At 69.6% G+C, this 19059-nt stretch carries 17 protein-coding genes; 9 read left to right on the top strand and 8 right to left on the bottom strand.

Features of this window, described 5'->3' with window-relative positions:
- Positions 1–42 precede the first annotated feature (42 nt).
- The 3 genes from KUTG_RS18365 to KUTG_RS18355 are packed head-to-tail and all read left to right on the top strand — an operon-like array spanning position 43 to position 2847.
- The gene (locus KUTG_RS18365) at positions 43–522 is read left to right on the top strand and encodes a hypothetical protein (RefSeq protein WP_043729786.1); all 480 of its coding nucleotides are present in this window, start codon (positions 43–45) and stop codon (positions 520–522) included.
- A complete protein-coding gene (locus tag KUTG_RS18360; RefSeq protein ID WP_043718425.1) occupies positions 519–1001 on the top strand; it encodes a hypothetical protein in 483 nt (160 codons plus the stop codon). Before KUTG_RS18365 ends, KUTG_RS18360 begins: the two co-directional genes overlap by 4 nt.
- Before the next feature lie 43 nt (positions 1002–1044).
- Positions 1045–2847 (top strand): long-chain-acyl-CoA synthetase, encoded by a 1803-nt coding sequence (locus tag KUTG_RS18355; RefSeq protein ID WP_043718423.1) that lies wholly within the window; start codon positions 1045–1047, stop codon positions 2845–2847.
- Here KUTG_RS18355 and KUTG_RS18350 read toward each other — a convergent pair.
- Positions 2844–3716 carry a DUF4436 family protein gene (locus KUTG_RS18350; protein WP_157494615.1) on the bottom strand — a complete coding sequence of 291 codons (873 nt, stop codon included), beginning with the start codon at positions 3714–3716 and terminating at the stop codon, positions 2844–2846. The two genes, KUTG_RS18355 and KUTG_RS18350, sit on opposite strands and share 4 nt — an antisense overlap.
- Positions 3717–3980: 264 nt before the next feature.
- Here KUTG_RS18350 and KUTG_RS18345 point away from each other — a divergent pair, with 264 nt between their 5' ends.
- From KUTG_RS18345 to KUTG_RS18335, 3 genes are all read left to right on the top strand, one after another.
- On the top strand, positions 3981–4247 hold the full coding sequence (locus KUTG_RS18345; protein ID WP_043718422.1) for a hypothetical protein: 267 nt from the start codon (positions 3981–3983) through the stop codon (positions 4245–4247).
- Between the two features lie 256 nt (positions 4248–4503).
- A complete protein-coding gene (locus KUTG_RS18340) occupies positions 4504–5439 on the top strand; it encodes a hypothetical protein (RefSeq protein WP_043718420.1) in 936 nt (311 codons plus the stop codon).
- Positions 5424–5897: a hypothetical protein gene (locus KUTG_RS18335; RefSeq protein WP_157494614.1), complete on the top strand. Its 474-nt coding sequence runs from the start codon at positions 5424–5426 to the stop codon at positions 5895–5897. Before KUTG_RS18340 ends, KUTG_RS18335 begins: the two co-directional genes overlap by 16 nt.
- 169 nt (positions 5898–6066) lie before the next feature.
- On the opposite strand, the gene KUTG_RS18330 is transcribed toward KUTG_RS18335, so the two are convergent.
- The 4 genes from KUTG_RS18330 to KUTG_RS61395 are packed head-to-tail and all read right to left on the bottom strand — an operon-like array spanning position 6067 to position 11999.
- A complete protein-coding gene (locus KUTG_RS18330; protein ID WP_043718417.1) occupies positions 6067–8868 on the bottom strand; it encodes a glycoside hydrolase family 2 TIM barrel-domain containing protein in 2802 nt (933 codons plus the stop codon).
- 4 nt (positions 8869–8872) lie between these two features.
- Positions 8873–9724 carry a carbohydrate ABC transporter permease gene (locus KUTG_RS18325; protein WP_043718415.1) on the bottom strand — a complete coding sequence of 284 codons (852 nt, stop codon included), beginning with the start codon at positions 9722–9724 and terminating at the stop codon, positions 8873–8875.
- Positions 9721–10662, bottom strand: coding sequence for a carbohydrate ABC transporter permease (locus KUTG_RS61400; RefSeq protein WP_043718414.1), 942 nt, complete (start codon positions 10660–10662; stop codon positions 9721–9723). Before KUTG_RS61400 ends, KUTG_RS18325 begins: the two co-directional genes overlap by 4 nt.
- Complete coding sequence (locus KUTG_RS61395; RefSeq protein WP_043718412.1) at positions 10659–11999, bottom strand: extracellular solute-binding protein; 1341 nt, start codon at positions 11997–11999, stop codon at positions 10659–10661. Before KUTG_RS61395 ends, KUTG_RS61400 begins: the two co-directional genes overlap by 4 nt.
- Before the next feature lie 102 nt (positions 12000–12101).
- Between KUTG_RS61395 and KUTG_RS18310 the strand changes: the two genes are divergently transcribed.
- Genes KUTG_RS18310 through KUTG_RS18300 form a run of 3 tightly spaced genes read left to right on the top strand, consistent with a single transcriptional unit; the run spans position 12102 to position 15665 of the window.
- Positions 12102–13259 (top strand): FAD-dependent monooxygenase, encoded by a 1158-nt coding sequence (locus KUTG_RS18310; RefSeq protein WP_043718411.1) that lies wholly within the window; start codon positions 12102–12104, stop codon positions 13257–13259.
- Between the two features lie 52 nt (positions 13260–13311).
- Entirely contained in the window at positions 13312–14751 is a 1440-nt protein-coding gene (locus tag KUTG_RS18305) for a purine-cytosine permease family protein (protein WP_043718409.1), read from the top strand.
- A 23-nt stretch (positions 14752–14774) separates the two neighbouring features.
- Entirely contained in the window at positions 14775–15665 is an 891-nt protein-coding gene (locus tag KUTG_RS18300; RefSeq protein ID WP_043729782.1) for a hypothetical protein, read from the top strand.
- Here KUTG_RS18300 and KUTG_RS18295 read toward each other — a convergent pair.
- The 3 genes from KUTG_RS18295 to KUTG_RS18285 all read right to left on the bottom strand — a co-directional run bounded on the left by KUTG_RS18295 (position 15607) and on the right by KUTG_RS18285 (position 19009).
- Positions 15607–17382, bottom strand: a complete 1776-nt coding sequence (locus KUTG_RS18295; protein ID WP_043718407.1) for a tetratricopeptide repeat protein — start codon at positions 17380–17382, stop codon at positions 15607–15609. The two genes, KUTG_RS18300 and KUTG_RS18295, sit on opposite strands and share 59 nt — an antisense overlap.
- 208 nt (positions 17383–17590) lie before the next feature.
- Positions 17591–18010, bottom strand: coding sequence for a helix-turn-helix domain-containing protein (locus KUTG_RS18290; RefSeq protein WP_043718406.1), 420 nt, complete (start codon positions 18008–18010; stop codon positions 17591–17593).
- Between the two features lie 24 nt (positions 18011–18034).
- Positions 18035–19009 (bottom strand): nucleoside hydrolase, encoded by a 975-nt coding sequence (locus KUTG_RS18285; protein ID WP_043718405.1) that lies wholly within the window; start codon positions 19007–19009, stop codon positions 18035–18037.
- Between the last annotated feature and the right edge of the window lie 50 nt (positions 19010–19059).

Here is a 19059-nt window from a genome sequence, read left to right as displayed (position 1 = left end):
TCAACGACAGGAATGCCGCCTTCCGAGCAGCAAGGAGCCGAGATGAAGATCGTGGTGGTGCTGGCGGCGGTGTTCGCGGCCTGGGGCGGATGGTCCTGGTGGAGCGCCGCCCATGACGACGCGAGGCTGTTCGCCCTCGACCGCGAAGCCGTCACGCAGGCCGCGAGCCGGGACATCGCGGCGTTGAACACCCTCGACTACCGCAAGATCGACGACGGCCTGAAGCAGTGGCTCGCGGTCTCCACGGGTACCCTGCACGACCAACTGGCCCAAACCGGCGTCGACAGCAGGAAACAGTTGGAACAGGCCAAAACCGTCACCGCCGCGCAGGTCGTGGACACCGCCGTCACGGCCCTCGACCAACGAGCCGGCACGGCCCGGCTGATCGCCGCCGTGCAGCTCGACGTCACGCCGGAAGGCGGCCAGAAGACCGCCAAACGCACGAGGTTCCAGGCCGACCTCACGCGCACGGCCAACGGCTGGCAGGTCAGTGCCCTCGCCCCTGTGCAGGTGCAGTCGTGAAGTACCGCATTGCCACGGCGATTGTCCTGGTGTCACTGGGAATCTGGTTCCGTATCGAGGCGACGGGCCTGGCCGAGGACACCACCAACCAGGCGCTGACCGACCCGGGGACCACCAGCAAGGTCATCGGGGACGTGAACTCCGCGCTGGGCAAGGTGTTCTCGTACCGCTACGACAACACGGCCGCCACCGAGCAAGCGGCGCGGCAGAACCTCCGGGGCAACGCCGAGAACCAGTACAACGACCTGTTCGCGCAGGTGAAACAGCAGGCCCCGGCGCAGAAGTTGATGCTCACCACCAAGGTCGTGGACAGCGGCGTGACCAGGCTGGAGGGCGATCACGCGCAGTTGCTGGTGTTTCTGGACCAATCGGCCACCAGGGGCGACAACAACCAGAGCAGCCTGGCCGCGGCCGAACTCACCGTGACGGCTCAGCGTCAGGGCGACCACTGGGTGATCACCGATCTGCGGACGAGGTAGCGAACCGTTGTCCCGGAACTTACCGATGGGTAGCATGGCGGCAATGAGCGCGACGGAGCAGTCTGCGGCCCATCGGATCGGCCTGGCCGACGTGGTACGGGCGCTGCCCGCTATGGCGTTGGACGCGCCCAGCCTGCTGCACGGCGCGATCGGCCTGGTCACCATCGGCCCGACCAGCCGCGATTCGCTCGGCCACGTGTTCCAGCGGGCCGCCCACCGCCACCCGGACCGGCCGTTCCTGCGCTTCGAGGACACGGAACTGTCCTACGGCGAGGCCAATCGCTGGGTGAACCGCTACGCGGCGGTGCTCAACAGCCACGGAGTGCGACCGGGCAGCACGGTGGCCATCCTGGCCGAGAACCGGCCGGAGACGTTGCTGGCCGTGCTCGCCGTGGTCAAGCTCGGCGCCACCGCCGGCATGCTCAACCACCACCAGCGCGGCGATGTGCTGAACCACAGCCAGAAACTGCTCGACAGCACCGTGCTGATCTTCGGCAGCGAGTGCCACGAGGCCCTGGAATCCATGCCGGCCAAGGAGATTCGCGGCACGGTGCTGTGCCTGCCCGAGGGCGACACCGCGCCGCACGGCTACATCGACATGGACGAGTCCGCGGTCAGCGCGGACGACCACGACCCCGTGCAGACGGCCCTGGTGCACGCCAAGGACAAGGCGTTCTACGTCTTCACCTCCGGGACCACCGGCCTGCCCAAGGCCAGCTCCATGAGCCATTTCCGGTGGCTCAAGGCGATGACCGGCCTCGGCCACCTCGGCGTGCGGCTCACCGGCGGCGACACGCTGTACTGCTGCCTTCCCCTGTACCACAACAACGCTTTGACGGTGTCGCTGTCGTCGGTGCTGGGCGCCGGCGCGACTTTGGCTCTGGGGCGCAACTTCTCGGCGTCGAGGTTCTGGGACGACATCCAGCGCACCCGCTCCACCGCCTTCTGCTACATCGGCGAACTCTGCCGATACCTGCTCAACCAGCCGGTGCGGCCCAACGAGCGCACGCATCGGGTGCGGGTCGTGGTCGGCAACGGGCTGCGGCCGGAGATCTGGGACGAGTTCACCCAGCGCTTCGGCATCGGGCGGGTCGCGGAGTTCTACGGGGCCAGCGAGTGCAACCTGGCCTTCATCAACGCCTTCAACATCGAGCGCACGGCCGGCATGTGCCCGCTGCCCTTCGCCGTCGTCGCCTTCGACGCCGAGACGGGGCAGCCCGCCCGTGACGTCGACGGCCACCTGCGCAAGGTCGGCGCGGGCAACGTCGGCCTACTGATCACCAAGGTCACCGACAAGGCCCCGTTCGACGGCTACACCGACGCCGCGGCGACCGAGAAGAAGCTGGTGCGCAACGGTTTCCGTCGCGGCGACTGCTGGTTCAACACCGGCGACCTCGTCCGCGACCAGGGCTGGGGGCACGTGGCCTTCGTGGACCGGCTGGGCGACACCTTCCGGTGGAAGGGCGAGAACGTGGCCACCACCGAGGTCGAGGCCGCGCTGGACGAGTGGCCGGCGATCGAGCAGGCCGTGGTGTACGGCGTCGAGGTGCCCGGGGCCGACGGCCGCGCCGGCATGGCGGCGGTCAAGCTCCGGGACGGCGCCGAGCTCGACGGGCCCGGCCTGGCCCGGCACCTCGCGGGACGCCTGCCCGGCTACGCGATTCCCCTGTTCCTCAGGGTGATCGACGAGGTCGAGCAGACGTCCACCTTCAAGAGCCGCAAGGTCGCCCTGCGCGAGGACGGCTTTGCCGGCGGCGGCTACGTGCTGGCCGATCGGGAGACCGGCTTCGTGCCGGCCTACGAGGGCTATGCGAACGAGGTCGCCGCCGGGCAGATCCGCGTCTAGGCGGTGGCTGCGGCCTTCTTGCGCAGCTCGACCCGGTAGCCGACGACCACCGTGCAGATCAGCGACAGCGAGATCAGCGCCTCGGCGATGAAGAACGCCGCGAAGTCGATCACCGAGCCGATCGGCGGCCCGCCCGGCACCGCGTTGCGCAGCGGCACCAGCGCGAACAGCAGGGCGCCCATGAAGCTCATGGACGGCCACAGCAGGCCGTGCCGGCCGGCGATGGCGAAGGTCGCGGCGATCACCGCGGCGATGCTCAGGCACCACATGAACAGCATGATGAACAGGGCGAAGGCGAACATGCCGACGGTGCGGCCGGTGTCGGCCGAGAAGGTCAGCACGCCGTCGTCGACCTTGGTGGCGCCCGGGCGGATGGCGAAGAACGTGTCGCCGCTGGCGAAGGTGACGTCCACCGGCGCCGCCTCGCCCGCGCTCTCGGCCAGGAAGGCGAAGTCGATCTTGTAGCTGTCGAACGGGTAGTCGGTGATGACGCCGTCGGACAGCGGCACCTGCACGTCGTTGATGGTGGGGTTCTTGCCGGCCTTGAAGGTCAGCGTGTCGCCCTTGGTCGCGGCGACGTGCAGGATCACGTCCTTGGCCGGGGCGCCGTCCGCGTCGGCGTAGCGGCCCTTGGGGTCGATGCTGACCTGGGCCGACAGGGTCTGGCTCTGCGGGTCGAGCTTCTGCACGTAGAACAGCACCTCGACCCGGTCGGCCGGGCCCGCGTCGCCGAGCACCGTCTCGGACTGGCTCTGCGCGCGTTCCGCGAAGTACACGCTCAGGCTGGCCGCGGTGACCACCACGAGCACCACCGGCGCCACGATCCACAGCCAGCGCCGACGCGGCCGGGCCGCGGTTTCCTCGCTCATTTCCACCTTCTCGAAGTCGCGCTCCACTGCGCCAGGAGAGGCGACAAAAGGCTGGGAGCAGGGAAAAGCCGTGGTGGATGTTGGACAGGCGCGTCTGGAAAGTCAAGGAGCCTTGAAAGCGCGGGCAGATCAGTTTGCCCGTCCATTCTGGACGGTCCTGGATACGTGACCTGCCTCACCTGCATAGTGTGTGCAAGTTGCACGCGCATGGGTTACGGTAGATGTGTGCAGACGGCACGCAATGCGGGATCCGAGGAGGATGTCATGGGGACCAAGCCCGTCAGGCCGGAAGATGTGCTGCCCGACGGCGCGGAGGGCGCCGAATTCGACGGCGCCTACGTCCGCAAGGGCTCGGTCGCCGCGTTCATCGGCAACGTCCGCGCGCTGTCCGAGGTTGAACCGAGCACTCCTCAGTGGGAGGAGATCGTGGGGCAGCTGCGGGAGCTCAAGCCGGCGCTGGACCGCATCGGCGTGCTCGACGTGTTCGAGATTCGCGATCCCGCGGTTCGGGCCCTGGTCGGCGGCCTGTGATCCGGGCCACGAAACCGTGAGTTCGTGCCAACTCGGACGGACGAGCGGACGGATGGGCGATCGCGCCGGATTGAAATGCCTAGAGTAGTTGCTTGGGGGAAACCACGTCGAATCGAGGCATTTCATGTTGGGCGTTGCCATGGCCCGTGCCGTTTATTCCGGCCGGCGTCCGAAAACGGGTGACAACGGCACGGTGTCCACCTCGTATTTACTTCTGGTGCGGCGTGCCGGCCGCGGCACGGCTCGGTGACCCGTCATGAGTCAGTGCACCGAGACGATCGCCGGCCTCACTGTGGCCGAGGCCGTCGAGTACCGTTCCGAGATCGAGAATTCCCGCTCTGAGCAGGGGTTCTACCGGCTGCGGCATGCCCGGGTGGCCGTCATTGGCGAGGGGCCGGCGCTGGCCGCCGTGCTGCGGGCCGGCATCGGCAGCGGATGGCGGTGGACGCAGGTCTTCACCGCCGAACCCGCGCCGGAATGCGCATTGCGCGACGAATTCCAACACGTCTTGACCGATACGGTCGACCGGATCGGTGAGCACCTCGCCGACACCGATCTGGTCGTGCACGTAACGTCCGATTTCGGCGAGTTGGTGGAGATGGCCCGCCGCTGCCGGGCCGAGAATGCGTCGTTGGCCCAGGTCTTCGTGCGCGAACAGGACGCCTGGATAACGCCAGTCCACCCCGCGGGTGGCCGCCCGATCGAGGCCGCGTGGCGTCGATTGGCGCCCGAGGAAGCCGACGAGTGGCAGGCCGCCCCGGTTGTCCATCACGTGCGGTCCGCACGTGACAATGTCGCGTTGCCGAAGCGTGTGCCCGGCGCTTTGCTCGGGCCGGCGTACGAGGGCGCCCTGGATGAGCCCGCGGTTTCGGGCGTCGCGGTGCTTGAGGCGAAGCCGAAGGCCGAGTTGGCCGGTGTCACCGCCGCGCTGATCGGGGCACAGGTGGCGCTGACCTGCTTCCGGTATCTCACGGGGGCGGCGAAGGGCACGGAGCCGATGGTGCTGCGGCTGGACCTGGAGTCGTTGGAGATCAGCGAGCACCGGTACCAGTGGGGCGGGCCGGTGGCGGAGGCGCCGTCGGCACGGCCGCTGGAGGCGGGGGAACTTCTGGACCGGCTGCCGGCGTTTGTCGATCGACACGTCGGCCTGCTCAAACCGCCGTCGAGCAGGCCGGCGTGGTCAGCTGGGTGACGGTGGCCGACCCGCGCCGCCGCTGGCCGGCGCACCAGGTGCTGGGCTGGGCCGAGGATCCGCAGACCGCGCAGGTGCGGGCCGTGCTCGCGGCGATGGCGAGCTACGGCGCGCTGGCGGCGGGGCGGGGCTGGGCGTGGGGCACCGACCTGATCACCGGTAATCGCCGCCGGGTGTGGCTGGAGCAGCGCGGCCCGCACGCCGAGGTCGGCGCCGCGGCCGGACTGTGCTGGGACGACGCCCTGGCGGCCGGCCTGCAGGCGCACCTGGAGCAGCGTCAGGACCCGATGGCTCCGGTGCGGCGGTGGGCCGACGAGACGACACCGTCCGATGTGGACGCGCTGGCCAAGGCGCTCGCCGCCGAGACCGGCTGCACCCCGGTCGCCGTGCCCCTGACCACCGACCCGGCCGCGGCCCGCCTGCTGCCCTTCGTCACGCAGGTCGTGCTGCTGCCCTGACGCAGCGGGTCATCCCTCGACTCGGGGGTCGAGGAATGACCCGCTCCAAGATCAAGGGACCGATCCTCACGTTGAACGTCAGGAAGGACCCCTTCCTGACATCACGACCAAGATCAAGGGACGGATCCTGGCGTTCAACGTCAGTAAGGGGCCCCTTCCTGACCTCAAATTAGGCCCTGAACAGCAGGGTGAAGGTGTGGGCGGCGGGCCAGTTGGCGTGTTGGGGGAGGACGTCGGGGCCGCAGGCGGCGGAGCCGAGGCCGTGTTGGGCGTTGTCGACGAACAGGTAGACCCGGTCGCTGGACGGCAGCTCGTAGGGGTGGGCGGCGGCGGCGATCTGCTGCGGGGTGTGGCGGGAGAGGCTGAAGCCGGGGCGGTGGCCGGTGCGGTCGGGCACGGTGTCGATGCGCAGCCGGCCGTCCAGCTCCAACGACCGCAGCTGCGGCCGGTGCCCGGTCTCCTGGGGCTTGGAGTAGACGACGTTGAGGTCATCCACGGAACTGGTGAACCGGCCGACCTGGGCGGCGGTTGAACTGTCCGAATAGGACTCCAGCGGCCCGGTGCCGAACCACGAAGCCTCCTCCACGGACGGCAGCTCGAACCGGACGCCGAGGCGCGGCCATGTGCAGTCCCAACCCTGGCTCGGCACAGCGTCGACCCGCAACGCGACGCCGTCCTCCACGCCGAACCAGTGGTAGGTGACCTCGACGCAGCGAGCGGCCGTCGCGGCGGCGACGCGCATGGAGACGGTGATCGAGTCGTCGCCGATGAGAATGTCCCGGACGCGGTGTTCGAGCCGGTCGAGGCCCCGCTCATGCCACATCCATCCGCCGGCCCGGATGTCGTTGTCCGTGGGCGCCCGGTAGAGCTCCAGCCGAGGCCCGGTGATTTCCACGTTTCCGATACGCAGCAGCGAACCCGTGCGCGGATCGAACACGGCCCCGCCGAGCCCCTTGGCCCGCACGAGAGATACCGACGGCCGAGAGGACAACTGGTACTGGCGCGAACCGACGACGTGGCCGGAGACGGCTTCCAAGGTCAGCCACGTCTCGCCGGACGCGGCCACGTCCAGAGCCTCCGGCGGCAGTTCGAAACGGCCGGATTCGCCCGCGGGGACGGGGAAGACCTCCAGCTCGCCCCGGCCGACCTCGACGCCGTCGTCCTCACGCCGCCAGGTGAACTGCACGGCAGCGGTGTCGATGGAGTGGTAGCGGCTGCGCAGGGTGCCGGGCTCGTCGCCGAAGACGATCGGGGCGATCACGGCGGCGTACTCGGCCAGCCCCGGCGACGGGGTGCCGTCGGGCAGCACCATGCCGTCCATGACGAAGTTGCCGTCGTGCACGACCTCGCCGAAATCCCCGCCGTAGGCGTAGAACGGGGTGCCGTCGGCGGTCTTGGTGAGAATGCCGTGATCACGCCATTCCCAGATGAAACCGCCGTGCAGCCGCGGATACTGCTCGTACACGGCCTGGTAGTCGGCCAGGCTGCCGGGGCCGTTGCCCATGGCGTGCCCGTACTCGCAGTGCACGAACGGACGATTCCGTTGCCGCACAGCCTCTTCCGGACGCAGGTTGCCCTCGCTGGCATTGCCGGTGGTGGCGATCACCGCCAGCTCCGACAGTGTGGCGTACATCCGGGAGTGCATGTCGGTGTAGGCGCTGGCATGGTCGCGCTCGAAATGCACCGGGCGGCCGGGATCGCGCTCGTGGGTCCACTGCGCCATCGCGGCCATGTTGCGGCCGGTCGCGCATTCGTTGCCCAGCGACCAGATCACGATGGACGGGTGGTTCTTGTCCCGCTCGACCGTGCGCTCCATGCGGTCCAGGAACTGCTCCCGCCAGCGCACGTCCTCGGACGGATTGTCCGTGATGGACGGATCGAACTCGAAGCCGTGGGTCTCCAGGTCGCACTCCAGCATGACCCACAGGCCGAGCTCGTCGCACAGCTCCAGCACCCGCGGATCCGGCGGGTAATGACTCGTGCGGATGGCGTTGATGTTGTGCTGCTTCATCAGCAGCAGGTCCCGGCGAGCGTGGTCGAGGTCGAACACCCGGCCCAGCACGGGATGCGTCTCGTGCCGGTTCACGCCGTAGAACATCACCTTGCGCTCGTTGACCAGGAACTGGTCGCCGTCGATGCGCACGGTCCGGAACCCGAGTCGCAAGTGGACGGACTCGCCGGCCGAGGCCACCGAGCAGTCGTAGAGCCGCGGTGACTCGGCGCTCCACGGCTCCACGGAACCGACCTCAAGCGGCGCGACCTCGGAAGGTGACTGCCACGTCACCGAAACGTCGAGTTCCGGCACGGACAAGGTGATCGGGAACGAGCCGCTGACCTCGGGCGTGACGACGCCGTGGCCGTCGGTGAACGATGCCTGCAACCACACGTCGTCGATGCGTTTCGACGGCCGGCCCAGCAGGGTGACATCACGGAAGATGCCGGGCAGCCACCACTGGTCCTGGTCCTCCAGGTAGGTCGCGGCCGACCACTGGTGCACCCGCACCAGCAGGGTGTTCTCGCCCGGCGCCAGAAGATCCGTGACGTCGAACTCGGTGGCCAGCCGGCTGCCCTTGCCCACGCCGACCTCGGTCCCGTTGACCCACACCTTGAACGTCGACTCGACACCGTCGAAGCGCAGCACGAACCGGTCGATTCCCCAGTCCGGCAACGTGAACGTGCGGAAGTGGTCGCCGGTCGGGTTCTCGTCCGGGACGTACGGCGGGTCGACCGGGAACGGGTACTTGATGTTGGTGTAGATCGGCCGGCCGTAGCGGCCGTCGCCGTGCAGCACCCAGTGCGACGGGACCGGCAGCGTGTCCCATTCGGCCGGATCCTCCAGCGGCGCGTCGGCATGCGGCCAGAGCTTGAACTTCCAGTCACCGTTCAGTGACAGAACGGGAGCACTGGAGCGCACCCACGAGCGCGGCGGCAGCCGGTTCGAACCGGGGGAGAAGTCCTCGTAGTACGTCACGCCATCAACCCTTCACAGAACCATCTGTCAGGCCGCCGCGCCAGTACCGCTGCAAGAAGATCATGGCGATCCCCAGTGGGATGACCGACACCAGCAGGCCGCCGATGGTCAGCTCGTAGAACTGCGGCGACCGGTCGACCTGGCTGCGCCAGGCGTTGAGGCCCAGCGTGATGGGGTACAGCTTGTCGTCGGCCAGCATGATCAGCGGCAGCAGGAAGTTGTTCCAGATGCCCACCAGCTGGAACAGGAACACGGTGACCAGCGCCGGGGCCATGCTGCGCAGCACCAAGGTGTGGAAGATCCGCAGCTCGCCGGCCCCGTCCAGCCGCCCCGACTCCAGCACGGAGTCGTCCACGGTGGCCTGGGCGTAGATGCGGCACAGGTACAGCCCGAACGGCGACACCATCGCCGGCAGCAGCACACCCCAGTAGGTGTTGGCCAGGCCCAGCTTGCTGAACAACAGGAACAGCGGCAGGGCGGTGGCGGTGCTGGGCACCAGCACGCCGCCGAGCACGGTGCCGAACACCAGGTTGCGGCCGGGGAAGTCGTACTTGGCCAGCGCGTAGCCGCCGGCCGCGGCCAGGTAGGTGGCGACCAGCGCGCCGCCGCCCGCGTAGATCACGCTGTTGAGCAGCCAGCGCAGGTAGATGCCGTCGGACGCGGTGAACACCTGCGCCACGTTGGTGAACAGCTCCATGGTCCGGCCGAACCAGAAGCCGGGCGTGGTGAACAGGTCGCCCGAGGACTTGGTGGACGCGATCACCACCCAGTACACGGGCACCAGGAAGTACAGCGCGACAACGGTGAGCAGGCCGGTGACCACGATGGTCCAGCCGGTGTTCCTGGTGGTCGTCATGACCGGCCCCTCCGGTTGGTCCAGGCGAGAAAGCCGAAGGACAGCACGAACGCGGCCACCGCGATGATCACGGCCTCAGCCGACGCGATGCCGTAGTCGTTGTAGGCGAAGGCGTTGTTGTAGGCGCTCAGGTTGGGCGTGTACTCGGTGACGATGGCCGGCGAGACCGTCTTGAGCACCAACGGTTCCGCGAACAGCTGGAGCGTGCCGATGATGGAGAACACCACGCTGAGGACGAGCGCCGGCCGGATGAGCGGCAGCTGGATCGACAGGGCGATGCGCAGCGGGGACGCGCCGTCCACCTTGGCCGCCTCGTAGATCTCGGACGGGATCGACTTCAGCTGGGCCACGATGATCAGCATGTTGTAGCCGGTGTAGGTCCAGGTGACGATGTTGGCGATGGACCACAGAACGGCGTTGGGGCCCAGGAAGTCGATGTCCAGGCCGACCAGCTTGCCCACGTCGATGATCGGGCTCAGGCCGGGCACGTACAGGAACGACCACAGGATGGTGGCGATCACGCCGGGAATGCCGTAGGGCAGGAAGTACGCGGCCCGGAAGAACGCGGGCCAGCGCGCGGAGGCCGACTCCAGCATCAGGGCCAGCACGGTGGCGAACACCGTCATGACCGGAACCTGCACGATGCCGAACAGCAGCACCCGGCCGATGGCGCCGATGAAGTTGCTGTCCCCCAAGGCCTGCGCGTAGTTGGCGAAGCCGGCGAAGTCGCTGGACACGCCCTTCTCGCCGAACAGGCCGGCCCGGTTGATGTGGGTGAAGCTCTGCACCACGGCCAGGACCACCGGGCCGAGAACGGTCAGCACGAACAGCAGCAGGAACGGCGCGAGCAGGATCCAGGGCGCGCCGAGCAGCTTGCGCCGGTGCCGCTGCGGTGCTGTCGCCTTGACGGCGGCCGCGGATTTCACAGCGGTGGTCACTTCGCCTCCAGCACGGTGAGCCCGATCTGCCGCATGGTGTCCACAGTGGTCTGCTGCGTCCGGTGCAGACTGTCCACGAAGGACTGGCCGGCGGTCAGCTTGCGCCGGAAGTTGTCGGACAGCGTGTTGAGGGTGCGCTGGGTGATCGGCCCCCAGTGCCAGTCCTTGGGCTGCTGCTCGGCCGCCGGCACGAAGACCTCGCTGTTGTAGTTCTGGCCGCTGAAGAACTCGCTGGGCTGCTGCCGCTGCGCCCCGATGTAGTCGCGGGCGGGCGACCAGCCGATGCCGCAGTACTTGATCAGGGCGTCGATGGCCTCCGGGCTGGTGGTCATCCACACCGCGAAGTCCAGCGCCTCCTTGGGATGCCGGCTGTTGGCCAGGATCGCCGTGCTGGACCCGCCGACCGCGGAGGACCCGGAACCGGTGGACCACCGGGGCATCGGGGCGACCCGCCACTTGCCCTTGCCGGTGCCGATCGTCTCGACCAGCGCGTCGCCCCAGGACGCCCCGGTCAGCGCGGCGATCTTGCCGTTGCCGGCGGCGGCCGTCCACCCGGGACTGTAGGGATCGAAGCCGGTCTGCGAGTAGCCCTCGTCCACGGCCTTGTCGAAGAACCGGGCCACGGCAAGGGAAGTCTCGTCGGTGAGGTTGACGATCCAGCCGTCCTCGGTGGGGGTGAACCACTTCCCGCCGGCCTGCGCCGCGTAGGCCATGAAGGTCGACGTGTCGGCCACCGAGAAGGCCTCCAGGTACACGCTGGGATCCTGCTTGTGCAGCTCCTGAGCCAAAGTGGCCCATTCGTCCCAAGTGGTCGGTGGCCGTCCGCCCACCTTGGCCAACACCTCGGGCTGGTAGTACCAGGCCATCGGGCCGGTGTCCTGCGGAATGGCGTAGACGCCGCCGTTGAAGCTGACCTGGTCCCACGCCGCCTCGTCGTAGCGCGACTGGTACTGCTTGGCGCCGTAGCGGGACAGGTCGATCAGGCCGCCGACGAGCATGAACTCCGGCACGCTGCGCAACTCGACCTGGGCCAGGTCGGGACCGCCGCCGGCGGCCAGCGCGGAGTACATCTTCTGGTAGCCGCCACTGTTGCCGCCCAGGCTGAACACCGCCTGGACCTGCACGTTCGGGTTCTTCGCGTTCCAGATGTCGGCGACGGACTGCAGATCCTTGAGCCACGCCCAGTAGGTCAGCGTGATCTTCTCGCCGGGGGCGGCGGCCGGGATCGTCGGCTCCGTGTTCACCGGGGTGGCGCCCGGCGGGGCACAGCCCGCGAGCGCGGCGGCGCCCAGTGCGCCGAGTCCGAGTCCGAGCAGGCGACGGCGACCGATGGTCACGCGCTGCCCCCTTTCCGTCACGCGGCGGCGGTGAATTTGTTCACACAATCATAGATTCGGCTCTCGTACCAGCACGCACAGTGCCGCTACGATCACGGATCCATGACCAGGGTGCTGATCATCGGGGGTGGTGTCGCCGGACCGGCGACCGCCCTGGCTTTGCACAAGGCCGGCGTCGACGTCGGCGTCTTCGAGGCCTATCCGGTCGGCGGCGACGATGTCGGCGCCTTCCTGACGATCATGAACAACGGCATGGACGCGCTGGCCGCCGTCGACGCGGCCGGGGTGGTCGAGGCCGTCTCCTTCCCGGCCACCACAGTGGAATTCCTCAGCGGCAGCGGCCAGGTGTTGGGGCGACAGCACATCGCCGGCCAGATCGAGACCCGCCACGACCCGCGGACCATGCGTCGCTCGGCGCTCTACCGGGCGCTGACCGAAGAGGCACGCCGGCGCGGCATTCCGGTCGCCAACGGCAAACGGCTGGTCGACGCCGCGCCCGAGGGCGACCGGATCCGGGCCGTCTTCGAGGACGGTTCGACCGAGCTCGGCGACGTGCTGGTCGGGGCCGACGGCATTCACTCGCGCGTGCGGTCGCTGATCGACCCCGACGCGCCGGAACCGCGGTACACCGGGCTGAACATCCTGTACGGCTACACCGACGACCCGACGCTGCCGCTGTCCACCGACGCCTACCGGATGATTCAGGGCAAGCGGGCCTTCTTCGGCTACACCACGTCCCCGCAGGGCGAGACGTTCTGGTTCGCCCGGCTGTCCGGCGCGGAGCTGACGCGGGAGAACATCGCCGGCATGACGCTCGACGGCTGGCGTCGCCGGGCCGCCGAGTTCTTCATCGCCGACACGACGCCGTCGCGGCGGATCATCGAGGCCACCTGGGACGAGATCGTCGGCGGCAACGCCTACGACGTGCCGTCGACGCCGGTGTGGCACCGCGGCGCGATGGTGCTCGTCGGCGACGCCGCCCACGCCGCCTCGCCCGCGGCCGGCCAGGGCGCGTCGATGGCGCTGGAGGACTCCGTCGTGTTGGCCAAGTGCCTGCGGGACCTGCCGCGTGACGAGGCGTTCCTGGCGTACGAGCGGATCCGCCGCGAGCGGGTGGAGCGGCTGGTGGCGACCAGTGCCAACGACGGGGCCACCCAGGACAGCGGCGACGAGGTGCTGTCCGAGCAGTTGAACGATCGGCAGCAGTCCCGTGCCTGGTTGTACGCGCATCACATCGAGTGGGCGGAAGGCGTGGTCTGAGCGATCCGTCCCCCGCTACGGTGATGCCGGGCGAGTGAACGGGGAGACACGGATGGTGACCGTCGACCGAAGCTCCGTGGAGCAGCGGGGCATCGAGCACGTGCCGGACGAGGAGCGCTACGGCGCGCCGAGCCGCCAGTTCTGGGTCTGGTCGGCGGCCAACCTGAGCATGCTGCCGGTCGGCTACGGCCTGCTCGTGGTGGCGGTCGGGCTGAACTGGTGGCAGGCCATGCTGGCCGTGGTCATCGGCATCGGCCTGTCGTATCCGCTGGTCGGGGCGGTGGCCGTGGCCGGTACGCGCGGTGGTGCGCCGGCGATGATGCTGAGCCGGGCGGCGTTCGGCGTGCTGGGCAGCCGCCTGCCGACGTTGATCACCTGGCTCACGGTCGTCGGCTGGGAGACCGTCAGCGTCGCGCTTGGGGCGCTGGCCACCCGGACCGTGTTGGAACGGCTGTCGCCGGGGCTCGGCGGCACGGCGATGGTGGCGTTGGCCTTCGCGGTGATCGCGCTGGGCACGATCGTGCTCGGTGTGTACGGATATCACGTGATCCAGCGGGTGCAGCGCTGGCTGACCCTGATCACCGCTGTGGTCACCGTCGTCTACCTGATCGTGGTCCTGCCGCGGCTGCACTTCGACCTGAGCGGCGGCAGGGCCGGCTCCGTCGTGATCTTCCTCGGCGGCATCGTGCTGGTGATGGCCGGCACCGGGCTGGGCTGGCTGGCAGCCGGGGCGGACTACTCCCGCTATCTGCCACGAAACACGCCTTCGCGGCGCATCCTCGGCTGGACCGCGGCCGGCGGCGGCGTCACCCAGGGCCTGCTGGTGCTGGTCGGCGTGCTGCTGTCGACCAGCGACCCGGTGCTGGTCGCCGCGGTCGCCAAGGACCCGATCGGCGCGCTGGCCGCGCAGGCCCCGACCTGGTTCCTCGTCCCGTACCTGATCAGCGTGATCATCAGCGTCACCGCCGCCGGCGCGGTCGACCTGTACTCCTCGGGACTGGTGCTCCAGGCCATCGGCGTGCGGCTGCCGCGGCCGGTCACCGCCGGCATCGACGGGGTGCTGATGATCATCGGCGGCGTCTACATCGTGTTCGTCGCCCCGACCTTCGCCGGCGTGTTCATCGCGTTCCTGCTGATCACCGGCGTCGCCGCGTCGGCCTGGGCCGCGGTGTTCCTGGTCGACCTGTGGATGCACCGCCGTGACGGCTACGACACCGCCGCCCTGGACGACGTCAACGGCCGCTACGGGCGGTTCAACTGGGCCGGCATCGGATCCATGGTCGTCGGCACCGTCGTCGGCCTGGGCCTGGTCACCTCGGCCGACGCGCACCTGGCGGTGATCACCGGCTTCCTGCTGCCGGCCGGCGTCGCCAACAGCCCGCTGGCCATCACCAACCTGGGCATCGTGCTGGGCTTCCTGCTGTCCGGCCTGCTGTACGCCGTGCTGACGCTGCGGACCCGGACGGCCGCGCAGGAGGCCGTCGCCGGCTGACGTACCGTTATTGCGTGGACGTGATGACGGTGCTGACCGAACCCGAGTGGCGGGCTCGGCAGCGTGCGCACGTCGACCGGGTCCGGCGCTGGACGCAGCCGCACCGGGAACGCTCCCTGGCCAAGGAAAAGCACCCGGTGCACGACTTCCTGTTCACCTACTACTCGCAGCGGCCGGGGCGGCTGGAGCGCTGGCACCCCGGCCTCGGTTTCGTGCTGGCCGGGAATGCCTCGGAGTTCCTGGCCTACAAGGGTTATCACCGAGTCGACGACGGCGTGACGCTGGATCCCGCCGCCTGCACCGAACCTCGCATCCGCACGGCCGAGTTCTACCTGGCGCTGCTGGCCGCCACCGCTTCGCGGCCGCCGCGGCTGAACTGCTTCGGGTTGCACGAGTGGGCCATGGTGTACCGGCAGACGCCGGAGCAGGTCCGCCACTTCGGCTGGCCGCTTCGCCTGGGGCACAAGGGGACCGACGAGCTGGTGGAGTCGTCCCAGGTCCGATGTGGACACTTCGACGCGTTCCGCTTCTTCACCCCGCCGGCGCGGCCCCGCAACACCCTGCAGCCGACGCGGGACGGGCAGGTCGAGCTGGAGCAGCCGGGCTGCCTGCACGGCAACATGGATCTGTACAAGGCGGCGTACAAGCTGGAGCCGTACGTGCCGTCGGAGGTGGTGGCCGACTGCTTCGAGCTGGCCGCGCAGATCCGCGAGCTGGACATGAAGGCCAGCCCGTACGACCTGTCGGAGCTGGGCTACGAGCCGCTGCCGATCGAGTCGGCGGCCGGGCGGGCCGAGTACGCGCGGCGGCAGGCCGACTTCGCCGAGCGATCGAAACCGTTGCGGCACAAGCTGATCACCTGCTGCCGGGACCTGCTGCGGTGGCAGGAAGCGCACCGGCCAGCAGCTCCCTGACCGACCGGCTGCCGGTGGTGTCGTCCAGCTCCTCGTAGAGCGCGAGGGCCTGCTGCCAGGAGGCACGGGCCTCGTCACGCCGGCCCAGCTCGATCAGCACATCGCCGCGCCGGGTCAGCGCCTCGGCCTGCGCCCAGCGGTCCCGCAGTTCCCGGCTCGTCACGACGGTGTTGTCCAGCAACGCCAACGCGTGGTTGAAGTCGCGGCGGGCCAGGTGGATCTCCACCATCTTGCGCAGCACGTGCACCTGGCCTTCGAGCGAGGCGATGTCCGACATCATGCCCAGCGCCAGCGCGCACAGGGCGAGGCCGCCGTCGAGGTCGCCCCGCAGCCGCAGCACGTCGCCCCGGGTCATCAGGCACAGCGCCTGGCCCTGAATGTCCTTGTACTGCACGAAGATCTGTGTCGCCTCGTCGGCGAACTCCTGCGCCTGACCGTCATCACGCAGATCGGCGGCCAGGAACGCCGAGCCGGCAAGGGCCCAGGCCAGTCCGTAACGATCGTCCACATCGGACCGCAGTTGGCGGGCCTCGGCGTAGAGGCGGCTGGCCTGCTCCAGCTCGCCCATCCGCCGGTAGCCCTCGGCCATGTTGGTCACGACCCAGCCCTCGGCCGCCCGGTCGCCCAGGGCCTGCGCCGCCTGCCGGGCCAGCTCGTGGCTGCGGATCCAGATCGCCCACGGGCGTCGTTGCAGCAGGTACGTCCACAGCACGATCGGCAGCTGCCAGGCCAGCTTGAAATGGCCGTGGTCCATGGCCAGCTGGATGATCGGCACGAAGTTGGGCAGCTCGGCGTCGCACCAGCGCAGGGCGTCGAGGGCGCCCGCGTCGTCGGAGGTCCAGCCCAGCGGGTGCACGCCCCGGGGCAGCTCGTCCTTGGCCATCGGGTCGAAGCGGAACGGGGCCAGCACGTGGGTGGCGGCCGTTGTCGAGTGCAGGTACCAGCTGACCAGGCGATACACCGCCGCCGGCGTGTCCGTGACCTCGCGGTCGGCCAGCTCGGCGGCGTAGTCGCGGATCAGGTCGTGGAAGGTGTAGCGGTCACGACCGACGGCCCGCAGCAGGTGGGCGTGGGTCAGCCGGGCCGTGGCGCGGCGGGCGAAGGTGTGCGGCATGCCGGCGAACGCGGCGGCGGCCCGGCCGCTGATCTGCGGGCCGGGATGCAGGCCCAGCAGCGGGAACAGGCGGGCGGCGTCGGGGTCGAGGCGCCGCAGCGACCAGGAGAACACCGTCCGCACGTCCGCGTCCTCGACACCGAGCACGTCCAGGCGCTCCGAATCCAGCTCGGAGACCAGGTCGCGCAGGTCGTAGTCCGGGGTCGTGACGGCCCGTTCGGCGGCGACCCGCAGGGCCAGCGGCAGCCGTCCGCAGCGGGCGGCCAGCGAGGCCAGCGCCGCCGGTTCGCGGTCGGCGCGCTCCTTGCCCAGCACAGTCGTCAGCAGCGCCAGCGACTCGTCCTCGGACATCGGGCCCAGCGTGAGCCGGTGCGGGCTGGCCCGCAGCGTCAGACCGGACAGCCGCTCCCGGCTGGTGATGATCACCGCGCAGCGGGCCGTGCCCGGCAGCAGCGGCTCGATCTGCGCGAAGTCGGCCGCGTTGTCCAGCACGATCAGCATCCGCCGCTCGGCCAGCGCCGACCGGTACAGCGCCGCCAGCTGCTCGACATCGGCGGTCCCGGCGGCCGGCACGCCCAGCGAGCGCAGCAGGTCGGCCAGCACCTCCTCGGGCCGGGCCGGCCGGTCGTGCGGGCTGTGTCCGCGCAGGTCGGCATACAGCTGGCCGTCCGGGAAACGCGGGATGGCCTAGTGCTGCTGCACCAGGACGATCAAAGCCCTGATTATATGATATGTATTCATTCCGGACTATGTAGAATTGACAGGTGGTGTCAGACGTCAATTTTGACGGCCGAATTTTCTGTGGTGGATTCTACAGCTGGCCGTCCGGGAAACGCGGGATGGCCTTGTGCGCGAAATGCAGCGCCAGGGTGGTCTTGCCGGCTCCCGGCGGGCCGTCGACGGCGATGATCAGCGGCACCCGGCTGTCGGTGGGGCGTTCCAGGGCCGCGGTCAGGTCCCGGATCTCCGGCTCGCGGCCGACGAAGCCGCTCATGGCCAGCGGCAGCTGGGCCGGGCGGGGGAGCTGGCCGACGGTCAGCACCGCCAGCAGGGAGCCGTTGGCGCCGAGGGCGATGTCCAGCGTGCGGGCCATGTCGACCGAGGGCAGCCGGCCGTTCTCGATCTTGCTCAGGTAGCCCGGGGTGATGTGGGCGAGGTCGGCCAGGCCGCGCAGCGACAGCGCGTGTCGGGTCCGCAGCGCCCGCACGTGCCGGCCGAAGTCTTCCACCATGCCCTACCCCCGGAATCGAGGGTATTACACATGCCGCCCCAGGTCGGCGATGTCGGCGAGCAACTCGGACAGGATCCGCGCCGTGTCCGCGGCCACAGCCACCTCGGCCGGACGGCGCTTGGGCAGCTCAGTGCCCGGCAACCGCGCCGCCCGGCGGTCGACCAGGGTCGCCCCGCGCAGGTATCCGTGCAGCTCGACGACGACTTCGTGCCGCTCGTACCGGGCCAGGCCGGGGTTCAGGGCGATCGCCGCCGCCACCGGGTCGTACAGCAGCATGCCCGGGCTGCCGTGCTCCACGGCCAGCGTGCCCGAATAGAAGTCGAGGTACTGCTTGTGCCAGGCGGTCAGCGCCCGGGCCGCCGGGTTGTCGATCTTGGCCAGCTCGGCGATCCACGCCTCGTCGGCCCAGGCCTCGGCGACGGCGTCGATCGGCACCACCGTCGTCCGGAAGCCGGCGGCCAGGACCCGCTCCGCGCCCTCAGGGTCGTGCCAGGCGTTCGGCTCCTGGGCCACGCCGACCGTGCCGGGCAGGGTGAACACCCCGCCCATCCAGATCACGTGCTCGACCAGGTTCGGCAGGTCCGGCTCGATCTCCAGAGCCTTCGCGACGTTGGTCAGCGGGCCCAGGGCCAGCACTGTGATCTCGCCGGGGTGCTGCCTGGCCAGCCGGACCAGCTGCTCGGCGGCCGATTCCTGGGTCGGCCTCCTGGTCGGCGCCGGTCCCGCGTTGCCGCCGAGGCCGTCCTCGCCGTGCACGATCTGCCCCGACTGCATCTCCGGCCCCACCAGCGGTTTGGCCTCGCCCACCGCCACGGGGATGTCCAGGTCCAGCAGCTCGGTGATCCGCAGGGCGTTGTCCGCCCCCGGCTCCGGCGGCAGGTTGCCGTGCACCGTGCCGATCCCCAGCACCCGGCAGTCGCCCCGCTTGGCCCGGGCCAGCAACCCCACGAGCGCGAACGCGTCGTCCACGCCGGGATCCGTGTCCACAACGATCAGCACCGGCCGATTATGCGAGCCCCTTCGGGCGGACACGGGGGTGTTTCCTGGGT

The sequence above is a fragment of the Kutzneria sp. 744 genome, from assembly GCF_000568255.1.
Lineage (GTDB): Bacteria > Actinomycetota > Actinomycetes > Mycobacteriales > Pseudonocardiaceae > Kutzneria.
This window is presented reverse-complemented; position numbering and strand designations above follow the sequence as displayed.